This is a genomic window from Yersinia massiliensis CCUG 53443 (assembly GCF_000312485.1).
GTDB classification, from domain to species: Bacteria; Pseudomonadota; Gammaproteobacteria; order Enterobacterales; family Enterobacteriaceae; genus Yersinia; species Yersinia massiliensis.
In genome coordinates this window covers 826996-846669 of the sequence record NZ_HE997643.1, presented here as the reverse complement: position 1 = coordinate 846669, position 19674 = coordinate 826996, and the positions used below count along the sequence as shown (strand labels likewise).

Here is a 19674-nt window from a genome sequence, read left to right as displayed (position 1 = left end):
ACCTTTATCCGCTGTGTTTTATTCTTCCCGCGTAATACCGAAATGTTTGTAAGCGTGATTGGTGGCAATTCGCCCACGGGGTGTGCGCTGGATAAAGCCTTGTTGGATTAGATAAGGTTCCAATACGTCTTCGATGGTTTCCCGCTCTTCACCAATGGCAGCCGCAAGGTTATCTAAGCCCACAGGGCCGCCCATAAACTTATCAATCACGGCCAGCAAGAGCTTACGGTCCATAAAGTCAAAGCCTTCGGCATCCACATTCAGCATATCCAATGCTTGCATGGCAATATCACCATTAATGGCACCGTCTGCACGTACTTCAGCAAAATCGCGTACACGACGTAACAAACGGTTAGTAATTCGCGGAGTTCCTCGCGAACGACGCGCCAGTTGGTGCGCGCCTTCAGCAGTGAGATCCAATCCCAAACACTTAGCACTACGAGAGACGATATGTTCTAAATCAGCCACCTGATAAAACTCGAGGCGCTGCACGATACCAAAGCGATCACGCAGCGGTGACGTCAACGAACCCGCACGCGTTGTTGCGCCTATCAGGGTAAAAGGAGGTAAATCGATTTTGATTGAGCGTGCGGCTGGACCTTCACCAATCATAATGTCTAACTGGTAGTCTTCCATCGCAGGGTACAGAATTTCTTCTACGACGGGTGACAAACGGTGGATCTCATCGATGAACAATACATCGTGCGGCTCTAGGTTGGTCAACATCGCCGCCAAGTCGCCCGCTTTCTCCAACACAGGGCCGGAGGTGGTACGCAAACTCACGCCCATCTCATTAGCGACAATATTTGCCAATGTCGTTTTACCCAAGCCCGGAGGGCCAAAGATAAGCACGTGATCAAGTGCATCACCACGCTGTTTTGCCGCCTGAATGAAGATTTCCATTTGCTCACGAACATGGGGTTGCCCGACATATTCAGCCAACAATTTCGGGCGGATAGCGCGATCAAGGCTCTCTTCATCACTGATAACACCCGCTGAAATCAGACGGTCTGCTTCAATCATCATCTACCTCTTTATATCCATCGTGCTTGGTGCTACAGAGAAGTTCGCAGCCTTTTGTGGTTGTCTAGCCGCAACGCCAATGACTTTAGCCTATAAATTCATTATCTATAATGCTGCACGTAAGGCATCACGGATCAACGTTTCACAATCCGCACCCGGTTTGGCTATTTTGCTGACCAAACGGCTAGCTTCCTGAGGTTTATAACCTAAAGCAACCAACGCTGAAGCCGCTTCAGATTCGTTATCTGCATCAGAGACTTGCGCAGAAGTGGATACAGGTAAGGTAATATCACCGGTATTGTTGAACAAATCACCATTCAAGCCTTTGAAGCGATCTTTCATTTCAACAACCAAACGTTCTGCGGTTTTCTTGCCAACGCCGGGTAATTTCACCAATGTGGTAATATCTTCGCGCTCTACGGCTGAAACGAATTGCTGTGCTGACATGCCGGAAAGAATGGCTAGTGCCAATTTCGGCCCGACGCCGTTAACTTTGATCAATTCACGAAACAGCGCCCGCTCCTGCTTATTATTGAAGCCATACAAGAGTTGCGCGTCTTCGCGGACGATAAATTGGGTAAAGATGATGGCTTCTTGCCCCAGCTCGGGCAGCTCATAAAAACAGGTCATGGGCAGTTGGACTTCATAGCCAACACCGTTTGTTTCCAGCAGCACTAGCGGCGGCTGTTTTTCCAAAATGATACCTCTGAGGCGCCCTATCACGTGAATCTCTCCTTACCCAAAAACGTCGTCTTTAAAGCAACCGACAAATACGCAATTTTCACTGGCCCGAGGGCATGTTCATTTGCTGCTGTTCTGCCACTTTAATAACATTGTGTACAAACATAATTGGCTGTTTATAGCATAAAAAAGGCTGGATGAATATCCAGCCTGTCATAACAGTTAACTTGCTCGCATTAAAATACGGCTCAACGGATCCGGCCTCGTGCTAACGTCAGCTGATCATTGCCCATTCGTAGGGTATTTTGGCTGAGATGGCAGTGCGTGATAGCAATGGCTAATGCGTCAGCCGCATCGGCCTGAGGATTCGCAGCAAGTTTCAACAATGTGCGGACCATATGCTGAACTTGGCTTTTCTCAGCCGCTCCTGTTCCAACCACGGTTTGTTTGACTTGGCGAGCAGCGTACTCGGATACCGGTAAATCCAGATTAACCGCAGCAACAATCGCCGCGCCACGCGCTTGCCCCAGCTTTAAGGCTGAATCAGGATTTTTCGCCATAAACACTTGTTCGATGGCAAAAAAATCAGGATGAAATTGGGTAATGATCTCCGTCACGCCAGCATAAATCAACTTCAGACGAGTGGGCATATCATCAACAACGGTACGAATACAGCCACTCCCCAGATAAGTGAGTTGGCGACCTTGTTGGCTGATCACGCCATAACCGGTGACACGAGAACCGGGATCGATACCTAATACGATCGCCATACCAGTTTTTTACCTTGTTTGTGGCGCTACAAAAGCGCTGGCCACAGAGTGTGACCAGCGATACTGACAGATATTGCGAATGAGCAGAATGTGATAACGCTTTTTAGAGTGTTGCTGCAACTTCATCAGAGATTTCACCGTTGTGGTAAACCTCTTGCACATCATCAGAATCTTCCAGCATGTCGATCAAACGCAGCAGTTTTGGTGCAGTTTCTGCGTCTAAGTCTGCTTTGGTTGATGGGATCAAAGAGACTTCTGCGCCTTCTGCAACCAAGCCTGTCGCATCCAAGGCATCTTTCACCGCACCCAATGATTCCCAAGCCGTGAACACATCGATGGCACCATCGTCATACACCACGATATCATCTGCGCCAGCTTCCAACGCCGCATCCATCACTGCATCTTCTTCCAAACCTGGCGCGTAAGAGATGACGCCTTTTTTGGTGAACAGATAAGATACAGAACCATCCGTTCCCAAGTTGCCACCGGTTTTGGTGAAGGCATGGCGAACTTCAGATACGGTACGGTTACGGTTATCACTCAAACATTCAACCATCACGGCAGTGCCACCTGGGCCATAACCTTCGTAAATGATGGTTTCCATGTTGTTATCTTCGTCACCACCGACGCCACGTGCAATCGCACGGTTCAGGGTGTCGCGCGTCATATTATTGGACAGCGCTTTATCAATAGCTGCACGCAAACGTGGATTTGAACCAGGATCGCCCCCGCCCAAACGTGCCGCAGTCACTAATTCACGGATAATTTTAGTGAAAATCTTACCGCGTTTGGCATCCTGCGCCGCTTTGCGGTGTTTCGTGTTGGCCCATTTACTATGACCTGCCATAAGTATCTCCAAAATAGCCTAAAAGACGTACTCTTCAATCGCCTGCTGATTGCTCCAGGACTTTGTCAAGGCAGCGGCATCTGCTGCATTGAGCCACTGGTAGGCAAGATGTTCGGTGATAACCACATCTCGCTCCTCGGGTATTGCCACACAGAACCAATGTTCTTTATTCCGCGTGACACCCGGTGCATAGCGGCGGCGCAAATGCGCAAAGAGTTCAAATTCCACACAGCGATGGCAGTCTAGCAGCGCTAAGTTCTCACCCAGTATATCGATGCCGACTTCTTCCTTTACTTCGCGCTGTGCAGTTTGCAACGGCGTTTCCCCCTCTTCCAGACTGCCGGTGACAGACTGCCAGAAGTCAGGGTCATCTTTGCGTTGCAACATCAGCACCCGACCGCTGGATCTGGCGTAAATAACCACCAGAATCGATTCGGGGCGTTTATAATTCATTACTGGTTCTCTTCTTCCGCCGCACCTTTCTTCGCCACGACGCTGATAGACAACTCTTGCAACGAAGCAGGGTTGGCAAAACTTGGCGCGTCAGTCATCAGACAAGCCGCAGCCGTAGTTTTCGGGAAGGCGATAACATCACGGATATTATCCGTACCGGTCAACAGCATCACTAAACGGTCCAGACCAAAGGCCAAACCTGCATGCGGAGGTGTGCCGTATTTCAATGCGTCCAGCAAGAAGCCAAACTTCTCACGCTGTTCGTGCTCATTGATCCCCAGAATACCAAATACCTGCTGTTGCATTTCAGTGCGGTGGATACGAACAGAACCGCCACCCACTTCATACCCGTTGATCACCATATCGTACGCATTGGCGATAGCCGTGGTCGGTGCCGCAGCCAATTGTTCAGGGCTCATGTCTTTCGGCGCAGTAAACGGATGATGCATCGCCGTCAAGCCGCCTTCACTGTCATCCTCAAACATTGGGAAATCAACAACCCACAGCGGTGCCCAGACATCAAGTTGAGTTAATTGCAGGTCGCGCCCAACTTTCAAACGCAGTGCACCCATCGCATCAGTCACGATCTTATTGCTATCCGCGCCGAAGAACAGAATATCGCCACTTTCGGCCTGAGTGCGGGTCAGAATCGCCTCTAACACTTCAGCGCTGAGGAATTTAGCGATAGGACTTTGCACGCCGTCCATCCCAGCAGCACGGTCATTGACTTTCAACCAAGCCAAGCCTTTTGCACCGTAGATGCCGACGAACTGACCGTACTCATCAATTTGCTTACGCGTGACGTGAGCGCCGCCCGGTACGCGCAGTGCCGCAACACGGCCTTTAGCGTCATTTGCAGGGCCGGAGAAGACTTTAAACTCAACTTCTTTGACCAGATCGGCCACATCCACTAATTCCAATGGGTTGCGCAGGTCTGGCTTATCAGAACCGTAACGGCGCATGGCTTCCGCAAAAGTCATCACTGGGAAATCGCCCAGATCAACACCTTTGGTTTCCTGCCATAGTTCACGGACCAGCTTCTCCATCACCTCACGCACTTGGTCAGCGGTCATGAAAGAGGTTTCAACGTCTATCTGGGTAAATTCAGGCTGACGATCAGCGCGTAAGTCTTCGTCACGGAAGCATTTTACAATCTGATAGTAGCGGTCAAAACCAGACATCATCAGTAATTGTTTGAACAACTGTGGTGACTGAGGCAACGCGTAGAATTTGCCTTTATGTACACGGCTTGGTACCAGATAGTCACGCGCACCCTCAGGAGTCGCTTTGGTCAGCATTGGGGTTTCAATATCAAGGAAACCATGGCTGTCCATGAAGCGACGAACAAAACTGGTGATCTTAGCGCGATTTTTCAGGCGGTCAGCCATTTCTGGGCGACGTAAATCCAGATAGCGATATTTCAGGCGCTGTTCTTCACTGTTGGTCTGATTAGAGTCCAGTGGTAACGGCTCAGAGCGGTTAATGATATTCAGCGCGTTAGCGAAGATTTCTACTTCACCCGTCGACATATCTTTATTAATTTGGCTATCAGGACGTGCACGCACAGTACCAGTGATCTGGATGCAGAATTCGTTACGCAGCTCAGAAGCTTGCTCATAAGCGGCTTTATGGTCTGGATCGAAGAACACCTGAACGATGCCTTCGCGATCTCGCATATCAATAAAAATCAGGCCACCCAAGTCACGGCGACGATTAACCCAACCACAAAGAGTCACTTCTTGGCCAACATGGGACAGATTCAACTGCCCGCAATACTCAGTACGCATACAATATCCTTTTACTCAGCCGATGCCGCACGCGTTATGCACTGCCCGTGCAGCTGTTTTCTTAGGTATTCTGGAGTTAAGACTGTCGAAAAATGGGGGCTATTATAAAGGAAATTCGAGGCGTAGATAAGAGCGAACGCACAGCTCAGACACGACTTAATCTCTTTCGGCGGTGTTTTAACACATCATTTAACAAATTTTCCCCCTCACAGGGACGGGTCGATAACATATGCTGACATAAATGGGCTGCCAGTTTACCCCTTTTGTCCATCATCAAACGTTATGATATCGAGGCTAGACACAATGAAACTTGATGCTAAAACCACCGCATTGGTGTTGATCGACCTGCAACAGGGAATTTTACCCTACGCCAAAGGCCCGTACAGTGCTGAGCAGGTTATCGCGGTTAACGCCCGCTTGGCGGATAAATTCCGCCAACTCGGCGCTCCCGTCATTTTTGTGCGTGTAGGCTGGTCTGACTCATTCGCTGATGCACTTAAACAACCGGTCGATCAACCAAGCCCACCGCCTGAGGGTGGCTTGCCTGATTACTGGTGGAGCTTCCCTGAGGCACTTGCTGTCACACAGCATGATATTCAGGTGATTAAGCATCAATGGGGTGCGTTTTACGGTACCGATTTAGATTTACAATTGCGCCGTCGCGGCATAAAAACCATCGTGTTAGCTGGAATTGCCACCAATATTGGTGTGGAGTCGACCGCCCGTGCAGCTTGGGAACACGGTTATGAATTAGTGATTGCCGAAGATGGTTGCAGTACCGCAAGCACCGAGATGCAGCAATTTGCCGTCAATAATATCTTCCCGCGGATATCACGTGTGCGTAGCAGCGCTGAAGTGCTTGCAGCACTGGGCGCATAACGCTAAATTCGAGCGAAACAAAACCGAATCACTCATTCCAGTCAGTGATTCGGGCGAATGAACGCCGCTAACAACGCGGCAACGTCAAGTTAAGCTGGAATATCCAAACTAATTGGCGTTGCGGCTAGGCAGCAAGTGAGTGAATCCCGATGAACTGACTCCAGTCAGTGATTCGGGTGAATGAACGCCGCTAACAACGCGGCAACGTCAAGTTAAGCTGGAATATCCAAACTAATTGGCGTTGCGGCTAGGCAGCAAGTGAGTGAATCCCGATGAGCTGACTCCAGTCAGTGATTCGGGTGAATGAACGCCGCTAACAACGCGGCAACGTCAAGTAGGAAGGATATTTGTTTATAGGACTGCCGCAATGGCAACACCCCGCCTGGAACCGGCTGGGCATCAAGGATCTCGCTGATTACAGCCGCTATTTCAACTGCGTTGAAGGTAATACGACCTTTTATGCCCTGCCTCGATTAGAAATCGTGCAGCGTTGGCGTGATATGACCTCCGACAGTTTCCGTTTTTGCTTTAAATTCCCTTCGACTATCAGCCATCAGGCTGCTTTACGTGAATGCGAGCAAGAACTGCATGCTTTTTACCAATGCTTAGCGCCTTTGCATGCGCGTATTGGTCAGTTATGGCTACAGTTACCCGCCGCCTTTGGGCCTCAAGATTTAGGCCGCTTATGGCAATTTTTGGATAAATTGCCTCATAGTTTTCATTACGGGGTCGAAGTTCGCCACCCTGAGTTTTTCGCCAAAGGGGCTGCGGAACTGGCGCTGAATCAAGGCTTACACCAACGTTCCATCAATCGAGTCATCTTAGATAGCCGCCCCATTCATGCGGCAAAACCTTTAACGCCCGCCGTGCGAGATGCACAGAGTAAAAAGCCACGTTTACCCGTCCATGCCGTCGTCACCGGTGGGCAACCGTTGGTGCGTTTTATTGGTGGCGACCAGTTCGATGATAATTTGGCCCTATTTGCACCTTGGATGCAGAAACTCCCCCTCTGGGAACAGCAATATCAGCCTTATGTATTCATTCACACACCTGATAATGGCGACTCCCCACAACAGGCACAAAAGATTTGGCAACACTTGGCTGCAATGATCCCGATGCTAGCACCGGCACCCGATTGGCCTGAACAAGACACATTATTTTAAGTTCATCTTTCCAAACGGTTAACTTAACCCCATGAAATGACCTTCCCGTGATTTTTCTAGCGACAGTTACCCAGTAGGCGGTTATCATTATTCAGCCAGTCTATGGTTGGGCAATGGAGTTGAAAATGGTTAGCTCGCTTTATGTTGTGTTGGGCGCACTGTTATTGATCAAGCTTTCATTTGATGTCGTGAAGTTAAGAAACCAGTATCGGGTTGCTTACGGTGATGGTGGTTTTTATGAATTACAAACTGCCATCCGCGTACACGGTAATGCCGTAGAATATATTCCTATTGCTGTAATTTTACTCATCATGATGGAGATGAACGGTGCGTTGACGTGGATGATCCACCTCTGCGGATTGATGCTGATAGTTGGCCGCTTGCTACATTATTATGGTTTGCGTCATCGCGAAATTCGCTGGCGTCGCTCGGGGATGAGTGCCACTTATGTTTCTTTGGTATTAATGGTTATTGCCAATATTTACTACTTACCTTGGGATCAGATTTTCAGTCTAACCTGACCCCATTTTTACGTTCTCTGTGTCCTGCAACGCTAAGGCGGGAACACGATTAGCTCGGGCGGGTTCCCCCCGCCTTCATGCCTTGCCCCGCCGTTCTCTTACCTGCTCTCGGTTTATCGCGCTTATCTGTGCCTTTTTCTGTTATAATACGCGCCTTAAATTTCTTGTTAATGCCAATGACAGTCATGCCAAATCGCGATACTCAATCTCAAAACGACGCGCAACGCCATCCATCTGGGGCGGCAGAGCCACTGCGTGATAGCCTGTTCGCAGCCCCGATCGCCAAATTAGGCGACTGGACCTTCGACGAAAAAGTCGCTGAAGTGTTCCCCGATATGATCCAGCGATCAGTCCCCGGCTATTCCAATATTATTTCGATGATAGGCATGCTAGCGGAGCGCTTTGTACAACCGCACAGCCAGATATACGATCTTGGTTGTTCGCTTGGCGCGGCCACACTGTCAATGCGCCGCAACATCAAAGCCGAAGGCTGCAAAATCATTGCCGTAGATAACTCTCCCGCCATGGTTGAACGCTGCCGTCGTCATCTCGATGCTTTTCGGGCTGATACGCCTGTCGAAGTGGTGGAATCCGATATTCTGGATATTCAGCTAGAAAACGCCTCAATGGTCGTGCTTAATTTCACGCTGCAATTCCTCGAACCTGCGGATCGTCAACGGCTACTTAATCAGGTGTATCAAGGGCTTCGGCCGGGCGGTGCCTTAGTGTTATCCGAGAAATTCAATTTTGCAGATAGCGATATCGGCGAACTGTTGTTTAACATGCACCACGATTTTAAGCGCGCCAATGGCTACAGCGAGCTGGAAATCAGCCAAAAGCGCAGCATGCTTGAGAATGTCATGCTGACCGACTCCGTTGAAACCCATAAACAACGCCTACACCAAGCAGGTTTCGAACATGCAGAGGTGTGGTTCCAGTGTTTTAATTTTGGTTCGCTGATTGCCCTGAAAGCAGGAGACGCGCAATGATTGAATTTGGCGACTTTTACCGACTCATTGCCAAAGGTCCGTTAAGCCCGTGGCTTGATACCCTGCCCGCTCAACTCAGCGCTTGGCAACGTGAATCCTTGCACGGCAAGTTTAAAACGTGGTTTAACGCGGTCGAGCATTTACCGCTACTCACGCCAACCTCTTTAGATCTGCGTGAGGGTGTGCGGGCTGAAATGTCACCGCCGATTTCTGCGGGTCAGCGTGAAGGCATGGAAAATATGTTGCGCGCCTTAATGCCATGGCGCAAAGGCCCCTTCTCTTTATATGGGCTGGATATCGATACCGAATGGCGTTCTGATTGGAAATGGCAACGCGTGTTGCCGCATATCAGCCCACTGGCTGGGCGTACTATTTTGGACGTTGGCTGTGGCAGTGGTTATCACCTTTGGCGCATGATTGGTGAAGGGGCTCACCTGGCGGTGGGTATCGATCCGATGCAACTGTTTTTGTGCCAGTTCGAAGCCATTCGTAAGTTGCTAGGCGGCGATCAACGCGCACACTTACTGCCTCTGGGCATTGAGCAACTGCCTGAACTGGCAGCCTTTGATACCGTGTTTTCCATGGGCGTGCTCTATCACCGCCGCTCACCGCTGGATCACCTCTATCAGTTGAAAAATCAGTTGGTCAGTGAGGGTGAGTTAGTACTTGAAACGCTGGTGGTTGAGGGTGATAACCGCCAAGTATTGGTGCCCGGTGACCGTTATGCTCAAATGCGCAATGTCTATTTCATTCCTTCCGCACCGGCATTGAAAGAGTGGCTAGAAAAGTGTGGGTTTGTCGATGTCAGAATCGCGGATATGGCGGTGACCACCACTGATGAACAGCGCCGTACCGACTGGATGACCAGTGAGTCGTTAGCTGAGTTTCTTGATCCGCAAGACGCGAGCAAAACAATTGAAGGCTATCCTGCGCCGCTTCGTGCTGTACTGATCGCACGCAAACCATAACATCAGCTTATAAAAAACGGCCTCAGGTTGATCACCGAGGCCGCTAATATCGAGGTAGTTTCAAGTACGCAGGATCTAAGCACTCTGTGAAAGCGGTGCACCCATCACCAACAAACTCTTCATCGCCTCCACCACTTCGCCATCAACACAATAATGTGCAAACTCATCCACATCACTGTCGGCGCACATAGTCACACCGGCCTTGCGATACTTCATGCTAGATGGCATTGAACGGCCTGCCGAACTGTGCAACTCTTGAATGCCTGCATCAATAAACTTCTGCATATTGGTCAGGCGAACCCCCGCTCCTGCCATGATAACAGGCCCATGAGACTGAGTGGCGGTCACTAAATCTTTCAGCAAGGCCAGTCCCAACTCAGCATTTTGCTGCTGACCCGAAGTTAGAATTCGTGCCACATGCAAATCGGTGAGTTGCTGTAAGGCCACCATCGGATTCTGGCACATATCAAATGCGCGATGGAAGGTGACGGCTAAGTTACCACTGATAGACATGATTTCCCGCATTCGTGGCATATCAATATGTCCGTCAGTATCAAGCACCCCCACCACAACACCGGCGAAGCCCATATCGCGGATACGTGCAATATCATTTTTGATGATAGCGAAATCATTGTTGCTATAGCAGAAATCACCACCTCGAGGGCGTACGATCGGATGTACCGGGATCGTAACGGTTTCTCTGGCTTGCATTAATGCGCCAACACTCGGTGTTAACCCTCCCTCGGACTGACCGCAGCATAATTCAATCCGGTCGGCTCCTGCCTTTTCTGCTACTTGTGCGCAATCGACGCTATAGCAACAAATTTCCAATGTCGTCATTCTCTCCCCCGTTTGATGGATGCCACTGCGGCAGTTATTTTCACCCGTATTTTTGGGACATATATCGCTCACATAGATAGCGAGGCACAGCTATCACCGTAGAATTTAAAAATTCCATTATTCAATAATTGGGATGCTTAATATATCAATCACAGCAAAACAAAATCGAATCAGCGATACAATTCACTTACTATGGCACTCATTTTGAGTCCATGAGTAGATGTTAGTCACAGCGATAACCATAAGTGATCATCAAGGATGAAATAAATAACCTATTGACGTTAGTTGTTGTGCTCACTCTCTATTATTTGTCGCAAAGTATAAGGGTGAAATTTAATCGTTATCTCACCATCACTCACGGCGAGAGTGGGATTGGCTAAACGCTCATGCTCCCCTTGCGGCGAACTAAATTTTTCCGTCATCCCCACCGGTAACTCAGCAGGTAATAAAGCTCTGGCTCGCTGCCTCAGGGTTTGTGGGCCGCCAGGTATCACCAATTCGACATGCTCCCAGCCCTGATGGGGGTAATGGGTTTTCCCCGGATACGGCAGTTCAATGCAATCTATCTGCCATGGCCCAATGGATAAGGGATGGACTAAATCGAACAGGCAAATTGGCCGACCATTAATTTGCGTCTCGGACATTAAATAACCGCATTGCAATAGTCCACTGCGCCAGCGCTCAGCCGTTTCGGTTTGATAGCAGCGTAATGAAATATGATCAGCACTGAACTGTGTTAAATCCAAATTTAATTTGGCGGAGAAATTAGCGAGTTTTTGCTCAAAAATCGGTAAGTCGATAATTAAGTCCTGCAATTGAGCAATATCTTTCAGGCTGCGCATCTGGCTCTCCGTTTAAGCAATGATTTCAGTCAAGCGGCCATAATCTACCGTTATTAGTCCATAACAGCCATATTTTATCCGCTCAATTAATAATGTTTTTCTCATCATTGCTAATAAAATAATCAGTTGATCTATTTGTAGGTATTCTTCACCGCAACCGCCGCCCTGATGCTGACGTCGGAGGGCAAATATGATATAAATCCTGCCATCTTGCGACTAACTCGCTGTCAGCCCGCCTCACTACTGTTCATTTTTGTCGTGCTCGGCGCTGACCCCGTTTGAATTAACTGGCACAGAGATTCTTTTGTGCGTCATTAATGTCTCTTTCGTGCGTAATTAAGGTAACCCGGTGAATATTCAGGCTCTTCTCTCAGACAAAGTCAGCCAGGCGCTGATTGCAGCAGGTGCTCCAGCAGGTAGCGAAGCTCAAGTTCGCCAATCTGCTAAAGCGCAATTTGGCGATTATCAAGCGAATGGTGTTATGGCCGTCGCCAAAAAACTGGGCATGCAACCCCGACAACTGGCAGAAAAAGTCATTGAACTGCTCGATCTTGCAGGTATTGCCAGCAAAGTTGAAATTGCCGGCCCTGGGTTTATTAATATCTTCCTCGATCGTCAATGGGTGGCCAGTCAAGCGGAACACGCGCTCACTGCCCCTAAATTAGGTGTTTCACCGGTAGAACCGCAAACAATTGTGGTTGATTATTCTGCACCCAACGTGGCCAAGCAAATGCATGTCGGTCACTTACGCTCAACCATTATTGGTGATGCCGCAGTGCGAACATTGGAGTTCTTAGGACACAATGTTATTCGTGCCAACCACGTCGGTGACTGGGGTACGCAGTTCGGTATGCTGATCGCCTATCTAGAAAAAATGCAGAATGAAAGTGCCAGTGATATGGACTTATCGGATCTTGAGCTTTTCTATCAGCAAGCCAAGAAAACCTATGATGAAGATGAAGCCTTCGCCCTACGCGCTCGTGCTTACGTGGTTAAATTGCAAAGTGGCGACGAGTATTGCCGCCAAATGTGGCGCAAGTTGGTGGATATCACCATGGCGCAAAACCAAATTGCTTATGATCGCCTCAACGTCACGTTGACCAAAGACGATGTCATGGGTGAGAGCCTGTACAACGCCATGTTGCCCGGCATTGTGGCTGACCTGAAAGCCAAAGGTCTGGCAGTAGAAAGCGATGGCGCTACCGTGGTCTATCTGGATGAGTATAAAAATAAAGATGGCGAGCCCATGGGCGTCATTATCCAGAAAAAAGATGGTGGCTACCTCTACACCACCACAGACATTGCCTGTGCCAAGTATCGCTATGAGACGCTGGGTGCAGATCGCGTACTGTATTACATCGATACCCGCCAGCATCAACATCTGATGCAAGCTTGGACTATCGTGCGTAAAGCCGGTTATGTGCCAGAATCTGTGCCGCTAGAACACCATATGTTCGGCATGATGCTCGGCAAAGATGGTAAGCCATTTAAAACCCGCTCAGGTGGCACCGTTAAGCTCTCCGATTTGCTGGATGAAGCGATTGAACGCGCCGGTAAACTGATCGCCGAGAAAAATCCAGACATGCCTGCCGATGAACTGCAGCAAGTGGTGGAAGCCGTGGGTATTGGTGCGGTGAAATACGCTGACTTATCTAAGAGCCGCACTACTGACTATATCTTCGATTGGGATAACATGCTGGCACTGGATGGCAACACGGCACCTTATATGCAATATGCCTATACCCGCGTCGTTTCAGTGTTTAAACGTGCTGGTATAGATGAAGATAGCCTGACATTGCCGCTGGTGATCACTGAAGATCGCGAAGCTGCACTGGCCACGCGTCTGCTGCAATTTGAAGAAGTGATTACGATGGTCGCCCGTGAAGGAACGCCTCATGTGATGTGTTCTTATCTGTATGACGTAGCGGGCTTATTCTCCAGTTTCTACGAACATTGCCAGATATTGAATGCTGAAAGTGAAGAAATTCGTCAAAGTCGCCTGAAACTGGCGATGTTGACAGCAAAAACCCTCAAGCAAGGTTTAGATACTCTGGGTATCCGCACGGTAGAACGGATGTAATTGCTCTACCTGCTGTCGTGAACGGTGAGGAGGACAGGTAGAAGAGTAAAGCGTCCGCGCCAAGGATGGCGCGGCTCGAGCCATCAAGGATGATTTTACGGCGTCTTTACGATCTGCTTGTCCTCTCCGCAATGAGTACTTTGTCAGCTATCTCAACGGCCCTAATAGGGCCTTTTCTTTTTGCGCTGTCCAGCGCTGGTATAGCGTCATCAATTCGTTCGTCGAGCAAAATCCCGCACTCTGAATCCGAGTAACGCCAACGCAGCAAAGTAGGCAATAACCCCCGCCACCACCACCGCGGATAAGCGTAGTAACCGATATGCCATCCCACCGATATCCCATGCAGGCATCACCCACAACAGCCCCAGCAACACCCCTGACATGACGATGACGCCAACAACCAATTTAGTCAGAAAAATGGCCCAACCCGGCTGCGGATGGAAAATCTGCTGCTTGCGCAATTGCCAATAAAGCAAACTGGCATTCAGGCAAGCCCCTAGCCCAATCGACAACGACAGCCCTGCATGCTTAAGCGGCCCAATGAAAATCAGGTTCATCACCTGAGTCAATATCAAGGTGATAATGGCAATTTTCACTGGCGTTTTGATGTTCTGGCGTGAGTAAAACCCCGGCGCTAAAACTTTGACCACAATCAATCCCATCAAACCCACGGAGTAAGCCACCAATGCCCGTTGGGTCATGGCAGCATCAAAGGCGCTGAATTTACCGTATTGGAACAGTGATACCACCAGCGGTTTAGCTAAGATCCCCAATGCCACTGCGCTGGGTAATGCCAGTAAGAAACATAACCGCAGACCCCAATCCATCAGTTTCGAGTACTCGTCATGGTTGCCGCTGGAGAAGCTTTTTGCCAGTGAAGGCAACAAAATAGTGCCTAACGCCACACCCAAGACACCAGAGGGGAACTCCATCAAACGGTCAGCATAGTACATCCAAGAGACGGAGCCTGACACGAGGAAAGAAGCAAAAATGGTGTTGATAATCAGCGAAATTTGGCTAACTGACACCCCGAGGATCGCGGGCCCCATTAGTCGCATCACTCGCCAAACACCCGCGTCATGCAGCGATACGCGCGGCAGAACCAGCATTCCAATCTTTTTCAGATGAGGAAGCTGATACCCTAATTGCAGCACGCCCCCTACCACTACCGCCCACGCCAGCGCCATCACTGGCGGATTAAAGTAAGGGGCGGCAAAGAGCGCAAAACCAATCATGCTGATATTCAAGAAGGTCGGCGCAAAGGCAGGAATGGAAAAGCGGTTCCACGTATTGAGGATCGCCCCCACCAGCGAAGCCAATGAAATCAGTAAAATATAAGGGAATGTCACGCGCAGCAGTGCAGAGGTTAACGCAAACTTATCGGCGTTATCGGTAAAACCGGGGGCCGTCACAAAAATCACCCAAGGCGCGGCTAGCATACCCAGCACGGTAACAACCGCCAGTATCAGGGTTAACAGACCGGAGACATAAGCCACAAATGTGCGAGTTGCTTCTTCGCCCTGTTGGCTTTTATATTCCGCCAGAATCGGCACAAAAGCCTGTGAGAATGCACCCTCAGCAAAAATACGCCGTAGGAGGTTCGGTAATTTGAATGCCACAAAGAAGGCATCCGTCGCCATACCCGCACCAAAAACTCGCGCCACAATAGCATCGCGAGCGAAGCCCAATACGCGGGAAAACATGGTCATTGAACTGACGGCTGCCAGTGATTTCAGTAAATTCATAGGTTTTCTGATCTGGGGTTGTGATCTGTTTTCCGATCAATTTTTTGATCTGTTCTTCAAATACGCCGTAAAGAGTAACGCCTGCAATCCGCAGGCGCTGCTTCTACCCAATAGTGGCCATTAAATAACCGTGGCCTTAACACGATATAGAACAGCCGCTAGTCTACGTAACCGGCCGTGAATAGCCATCGTAAAGTGTAACAACTTACTGAAGCGGCTGAATATTTACTCATGTTCACCTCACCCGCCGCTTACCTTGCGGCTTGAGGCTGCAACATCGCTTCTATCATGCGTTGTGCATAAATCGCTTTTTCGCCCGAGACTTGGGGTGCCGTTTGGTTATTCACCGCCGTGATAAAGTGACGCACAGCACCGACGAACCCTCGTTGTTCCAGCGTAGTTTGCCAACTGGGCACCGGCAAACTGATAATCTGCCCCTCAGATTCCTGTTGCCACTGGTGCATATTGTTGATCTGGTAACAGCTGCCGGGGCTGATTGCTTGCACACTTTCGCGTTGAGTACCCGCATCACGGTGCATACTGGTGGTTATTGAACACTGCCCTGCCTCGAAATGATGCTCCGCGTACAGCATTTGACCTTGAGCATTCGTCTGTAACGTGCCAGTCGTTAATTTTGCCGGCTCGCCCCCGAGCCACAGTGCCGTATCCACCACATGAAGGTAATCATCAAGTAACGTGAAACGGGCATCATTGGGGCCGATACCGTTCTGGCGATGCTTTTCCATCCGCAACGAGACTGGAGAAGCCAGTTGTTGTTTTAACTGCTGATATAACGGTGCAAAACGGCGGTTAAATCCAACCATTAACGCTAAACGTTGTTTTGCTGCCAGCGCGATCAACTGTTCAGATTGCGCCAATGTTTCGGCCAATGGTTTATCAACATAAACATGGATGCCAGCCTGTAGCAACTCACTCACCACTTGAAAATGGCTGGCAGTACTGCTGTGGACAAAAATGGCATCGCATTGTTCGGCGAGTGAATCTAAACGCGAAAAATAGCGCATACGATAGCTGTCGCACACCGGTTGCGCCTTAATTTGATTGGGTGAAAATGCCCCTATCAACTGCCAGTCCAATGCTTGGGTCAAGATAGGTAAATAGGCTTTCTGGGCAATCCCCCCGAGTCCGACGATACCCACACGCAGTTTTTTCATATCATCCTTATCAATCATCTAACTGGATCAAAACTTCATCCAAACGACGCGTCAGCGCCATCACTTGTTGCTCCAACTGCGCAACTCGCGTTTCAAGGGCGCTGGTTCCACCAACGGTGGTGTCTTCATCTGGCGTTGCTGGCGCAATATCGCCACTGAACAAATGCATGTAGCGGCTCTCACGCTTACCCGGTTCACGAGCTAAACGCACCACAAATGGTCCGTCCTCACGTAGAGAGAGTTGATTCAGAATGTCTTCTGTCTCAGCCACATCAGCAAATTCATGCATCCGATTTGTGCGAGTGCGTAACTCACCGGGAGTTTGCGGGCCGCGTAATAATAGCGTGGTGATGACCGCCAATTCCGCAGGTGAAAATTTAAGATTACCAAACTCGGAATTACAAAAACGATGTTCGTACTTCATGACCCGGTTGCCACTTTGAGTCCGGATAAGATGTTTTTTTAGCAGAAAATCCAGCGTTTGCTGCACGTCGGAATCAGATAACTCCATCACCGGCTCACGATTGGTTTTTTGATTACAAGCAACCGTCACACCATTGAGCGACATCGGATACTGCTCAGGCGTCGTGACTTGTTTTTCCAGCAAACAGCCTATCACTCGGGCTTCGAGCGCATTTAGAGTGTGTTTCATCCTAACCTCAGCGAGTGGGTGTCCATTCTTTGTTAGTCAAGGCCGTCAGCACATGATCTCGCCACTGACCGTCGATCAATAAATAATCCTTCGCGTAGCCTTCACGCTCAAAACCTAGCCGTTCAAGTAAACTGCCGCTGCGATGATTATGCGGCATATAATTAGCCATAATACGGTGCATCCGCTCCTGCCGTTGCATGTAGCGAATCAACGGTTGCAACGCTTCAAACATTAACCCCTGCCCTTGCCAGCGCTCACCTAATGAATAGCCCAAAAAACAGGCATGAAATGAGCCGCGCAGAACATTGCTAAAGTTTGCGACACCGCGTACTTCTTTCTCTTCAGGGTCTAACAAAATGAAATAGTAGGCACTGCCTTGTTTTTGCAGCTCCATGATCATTCCTAACCGCGCCTGCCAGCCTGACGGCATGCAGTGGCTTTGATCGCGCACTGGCTCCCACGGCTTGAGAAATGTCTGATTTTCAGCGTAATACTCCGCCATGCGATAAGCATCACGCTCATGGACCAGCCGCAATGACATACGATCAGTGGTCAAGCGTATTTTAGGTGTTGCTGAATGATAGCCGAACATCTGCTCCCCTTGGCGGTATGCTGCACATTACGTAGCATTTAGCGGGTTCAATATACCTGTTACGTAGGCGCTGCGTAACACTACGCTCACGATCTTTTCCTACATCAATACAGTAAAATCACACTGCTGAAATGCTAATAATTCATTTTATTATGAATCTGTTGCTGAGGTAACGCATTGACGATAAAAAAATATTATCAATCTAACCCCTATCGTTTCTGATGATTTGGGTACAAACTGTATTCGCTACAAATCATATGCGTAGTTTCTATTCCCTCCTTAGATAATTTCTGACGGTGAAGCATGGCCTTGGTATCGCAAGCTCGGAGCTTGGGTAAGTATTTTTTATTGCTTGATAACTTATTAGTGGTGTTGGGCTTCTTCGTTGTATTCCCACTCATTTCTATCCGATTTGTCGATCAAATGGGTTGGGCAGCATTGATCGTGGGTCTTGCCTTGGGTTTAAGGCAACTGGTCCAGCAAGGACTCGGTATTTTCGGTGGAGCCATCGCTGACCGTTTTGGCGCGAAGCCCATGATTGTGACTGGCATGCTAATGCGCGCGGCAGGCTTTGCGCTAATGGCCATGGCCGATGAACCTTGGATACTCTGGCTCGCCTGTGCTTTATCCGGTTTAGGTGGCACCTTATTCGACCCACCCCGTACCGCATTGGTGATTAAGCTCACTCGCCCTCATGAACGCGGCCGTTTTTACTCGCTACTGATGATGCAAGACAGTGCTGGCGCTGTTATTGGCGCACTGATCGGGAGTTGGTTGCTGCAATACGATTTCCATTTTGTTTGCTGGACCGGTGCGGCAATCTTCGTCCTAGCCGCAGGCTGGAATTTGTGGTTGCTACCAGCTTATCGTATCTCTACCGTACGTGCCCCCATGAAAGAAGGGCTGATGCGGGTACTGCGTGATCGTCGCTTCGTCACCTATGTGCTGACACTAACCGGCTATTACATGCTCGCAGTACAAGTGATGCTCATGCTGCCAATCATGGTCAATGAAGTTGCCGGCTCACCCGCCGCAGTAAAATGGATGTATGCCATTGAGGCTGCGCTTTCCTTAACATTGCTCTACCCCATTGCCCGCTGGAGCGAAAAACGTTTTAGCCTCGAGCAGCGTTTAATGGCTGGATTGCTGATCATGACACTGAGCTTGTTCCCGATCGGCCTGATTAGCCATCTACAAACACTCTTTATGTTTATTTGCTTCTTCTATATCGGCTCGATTATTGCCGAACCGGCCCGTGAAACGCTGGGGGCATCACTGGCCGACTCACGCGCTCGCGGCAGCTATATGGGCTTTAGCCGTCTTGGATTGGCGCTGGGAGGGGCATTAGGTTATACCGGTGGTGGCTGGATGTACGATACCGGTCGAACGCTTGAAATGCCGGAATTGCCGTGGTTCATGTTGGGCGTGATTGGTTTAGTGACCTTATTCGGATTGTACTGGCAATTTAATCAACGCCGGATTGAATCCGCGATGTTGAGCGGCCAATGAACCACGTGAAAACTTATTCAGGGTTATCTGATTGGCAATAGGCCAACATTGCCGCACTATCGCGGCAATTTCACATTCGGGTTGCACCTTCGCGCCCAAACAAAACGTCAATTATGAATACAAAGCGATAGATGAACCGGTTATTATCGGGAAAATTC

The 19674-nt window shown here is 49.3% G+C and carries 19 protein-coding genes; 7 read left to right on the top strand and 12 right to left on the bottom strand.

The window, feature by feature from the left end:
• Nucleotides 1–18: 18 nt before the first annotated feature.
• From ruvB to aspS, 6 genes are all read right to left on the bottom strand, one after another.
• Entirely contained in the window at nucleotides 19–1023 is a 1005-nt protein-coding gene (gene ruvB, locus BN68_RS03810) for a Holliday junction branch migration DNA helicase RuvB (RefSeq protein ID WP_019209827.1), read from the bottom strand.
• A gap of 105 nt (nucleotides 1024–1128) precedes the next feature.
• Nucleotides 1129–1746 carry a Holliday junction branch migration protein RuvA gene (gene ruvA, locus BN68_RS03805; protein WP_019209826.1) on the bottom strand — a complete coding sequence of 206 codons (618 nt, stop codon included), beginning with the start codon at nucleotides 1744–1746 and terminating at the stop codon, nucleotides 1129–1131.
• Between the two features lie 206 nt (nucleotides 1747–1952).
• Nucleotides 1953–2474 (bottom strand): crossover junction endodeoxyribonuclease RuvC, encoded by a 522-nt coding sequence (gene ruvC, locus BN68_RS03800; protein ID WP_019209825.1) that lies wholly within the window; start codon nucleotides 2472–2474, stop codon nucleotides 1953–1955.
• 103 nt (nucleotides 2475–2577) lie between these two features.
• Complete coding sequence (locus tag BN68_RS03795) at nucleotides 2578–3321, bottom strand: YebC/PmpR family DNA-binding transcriptional regulator (RefSeq protein ID WP_019209824.1); 744 nt, start codon at nucleotides 3319–3321, stop codon at nucleotides 2578–2580.
• Between the two features lie 18 nt (nucleotides 3322–3339).
• Nucleotides 3340–3774, bottom strand: a complete 435-nt coding sequence (gene nudB, locus BN68_RS03790; RefSeq protein ID WP_019209823.1) for a dihydroneopterin triphosphate diphosphatase — start codon at nucleotides 3772–3774, stop codon at nucleotides 3340–3342.
• On the bottom strand, nucleotides 3774–5561 hold the full coding sequence (aspS, locus tag BN68_RS03785; RefSeq protein ID WP_019209822.1) for an aspartate--tRNA ligase: 1788 nt from the start codon (nucleotides 5559–5561) through the stop codon (nucleotides 3774–3776). Before aspS ends, nudB begins: the two co-directional genes overlap by 1 nt.
• A 303-nt stretch (nucleotides 5562–5864) precedes the next feature.
• Between aspS and BN68_RS03780 the strand changes: the two genes are divergently transcribed.
• The 5 genes from BN68_RS03780 to cmoB all read left to right on the top strand — a co-directional run bounded on the left by BN68_RS03780 (nucleotide 5865) and on the right by cmoB (nucleotide 10081).
• Nucleotides 5865–6440, top strand: coding sequence for a hydrolase (locus BN68_RS03780; protein ID WP_019209821.1), 576 nt, complete (start codon nucleotides 5865–5867; stop codon nucleotides 6438–6440).
• A 347-nt stretch (nucleotides 6441–6787) separates the two neighbouring features.
• Complete coding sequence (locus tag BN68_RS03775; protein WP_019209820.1) at nucleotides 6788–7603, top strand: DUF72 domain-containing protein; 816 nt, start codon at nucleotides 6788–6790, stop codon at nucleotides 7601–7603.
• 125 nt (nucleotides 7604–7728) lie between these two features.
• The gene (locus tag BN68_RS03770) at nucleotides 7729–8124 is read left to right on the top strand and encodes an MAPEG family protein (RefSeq protein ID WP_019209819.1); all 396 of its coding nucleotides are present in this window, start codon (nucleotides 7729–7731) and stop codon (nucleotides 8122–8124) included.
• A gap of 185 nt (nucleotides 8125–8309) precedes the next feature.
• On the top strand, nucleotides 8310–9113 hold the full coding sequence (gene cmoA / locus BN68_RS03765) for a carboxy-S-adenosyl-L-methionine synthase CmoA (protein ID WP_019209817.1): 804 nt from the start codon (nucleotides 8310–8312) through the stop codon (nucleotides 9111–9113).
• Nucleotides 9110–10081 carry a tRNA 5-methoxyuridine(34)/uridine 5-oxyacetic acid(34) synthase CmoB gene (gene cmoB / locus BN68_RS03760; RefSeq protein WP_019209816.1) on the top strand — a complete coding sequence of 324 codons (972 nt, stop codon included), beginning with the start codon at nucleotides 9110–9112 and terminating at the stop codon, nucleotides 10079–10081. Before cmoA ends, cmoB begins: the two co-directional genes overlap by 4 nt.
• A gap of 75 nt (nucleotides 10082–10156) precedes the next feature.
• Here cmoB and cutC read toward each other — a convergent pair whose 3' ends face one another.
• Nucleotides 10157–10921 (bottom strand): copper homeostasis protein CutC, encoded by a 765-nt coding sequence (cutC, locus tag BN68_RS03755; protein WP_019209815.1) that lies wholly within the window; start codon nucleotides 10919–10921, stop codon nucleotides 10157–10159.
• Between the two features lie 281 nt (nucleotides 10922–11202).
• Nucleotides 11203–11763: a VOC family protein gene (locus BN68_RS03750; RefSeq protein ID WP_019209814.1), complete on the bottom strand. Its 561-nt coding sequence runs from the start codon at nucleotides 11761–11763 to the stop codon at nucleotides 11203–11205.
• Nucleotides 11764–12112: 349 nt separating this feature from the next.
• Between BN68_RS03750 and argS the strand changes: the two genes are divergently transcribed.
• A complete protein-coding gene (gene argS, locus BN68_RS03745; protein ID WP_019209813.1) occupies nucleotides 12113–13843 on the top strand; it encodes an arginine--tRNA ligase in 1731 nt (576 codons plus the stop codon).
• A 209-nt stretch (nucleotides 13844–14052) separates the two neighbouring features.
• On the opposite strand, the gene murJ is transcribed toward argS, so the two are convergent.
• From murJ to rimJ, 4 genes are all read right to left on the bottom strand, one after another.
• The gene (gene murJ / locus BN68_RS03740; RefSeq protein ID WP_019209812.1) at nucleotides 14053–15588 is read right to left on the bottom strand and encodes a murein biosynthesis integral membrane protein MurJ; all 1536 of its coding nucleotides are present in this window, start codon (nucleotides 15586–15588) and stop codon (nucleotides 14053–14055) included.
• Between the two features lie 251 nt (nucleotides 15589–15839).
• Nucleotides 15840–16781, bottom strand: coding sequence for a Gfo/Idh/MocA family protein (locus BN68_RS03735; RefSeq protein WP_019209811.1), 942 nt, complete (start codon nucleotides 16779–16781; stop codon nucleotides 15840–15842).
• On the bottom strand, nucleotides 16774–17415 hold the full coding sequence (locus tag BN68_RS03730) for a YceH family protein (protein WP_019209810.1): 642 nt from the start codon (nucleotides 17413–17415) through the stop codon (nucleotides 16774–16776). Before BN68_RS03730 ends, BN68_RS03735 begins: the two co-directional genes overlap by 8 nt.
• A gap of 7 nt (nucleotides 17416–17422) precedes the next feature.
• Nucleotides 17423–18007 (bottom strand): ribosomal protein S5-alanine N-acetyltransferase, encoded by a 585-nt coding sequence (gene rimJ, locus BN68_RS03725; protein WP_019209809.1) that lies wholly within the window; start codon nucleotides 18005–18007, stop codon nucleotides 17423–17425.
• A gap of 303 nt (nucleotides 18008–18310) precedes the next feature.
• Here rimJ and mdtH point away from each other — a divergent pair, with 303 nt between their 5' ends.
• The gene (gene mdtH / locus BN68_RS03720; RefSeq protein WP_019209808.1) at nucleotides 18311–19516 is read left to right on the top strand and encodes a multidrug efflux MFS transporter MdtH; all 1206 of its coding nucleotides are present in this window, start codon (nucleotides 18311–18313) and stop codon (nucleotides 19514–19516) included.
• The last annotated feature ends 158 nt before the right edge of the window (nucleotides 19517–19674 follow it).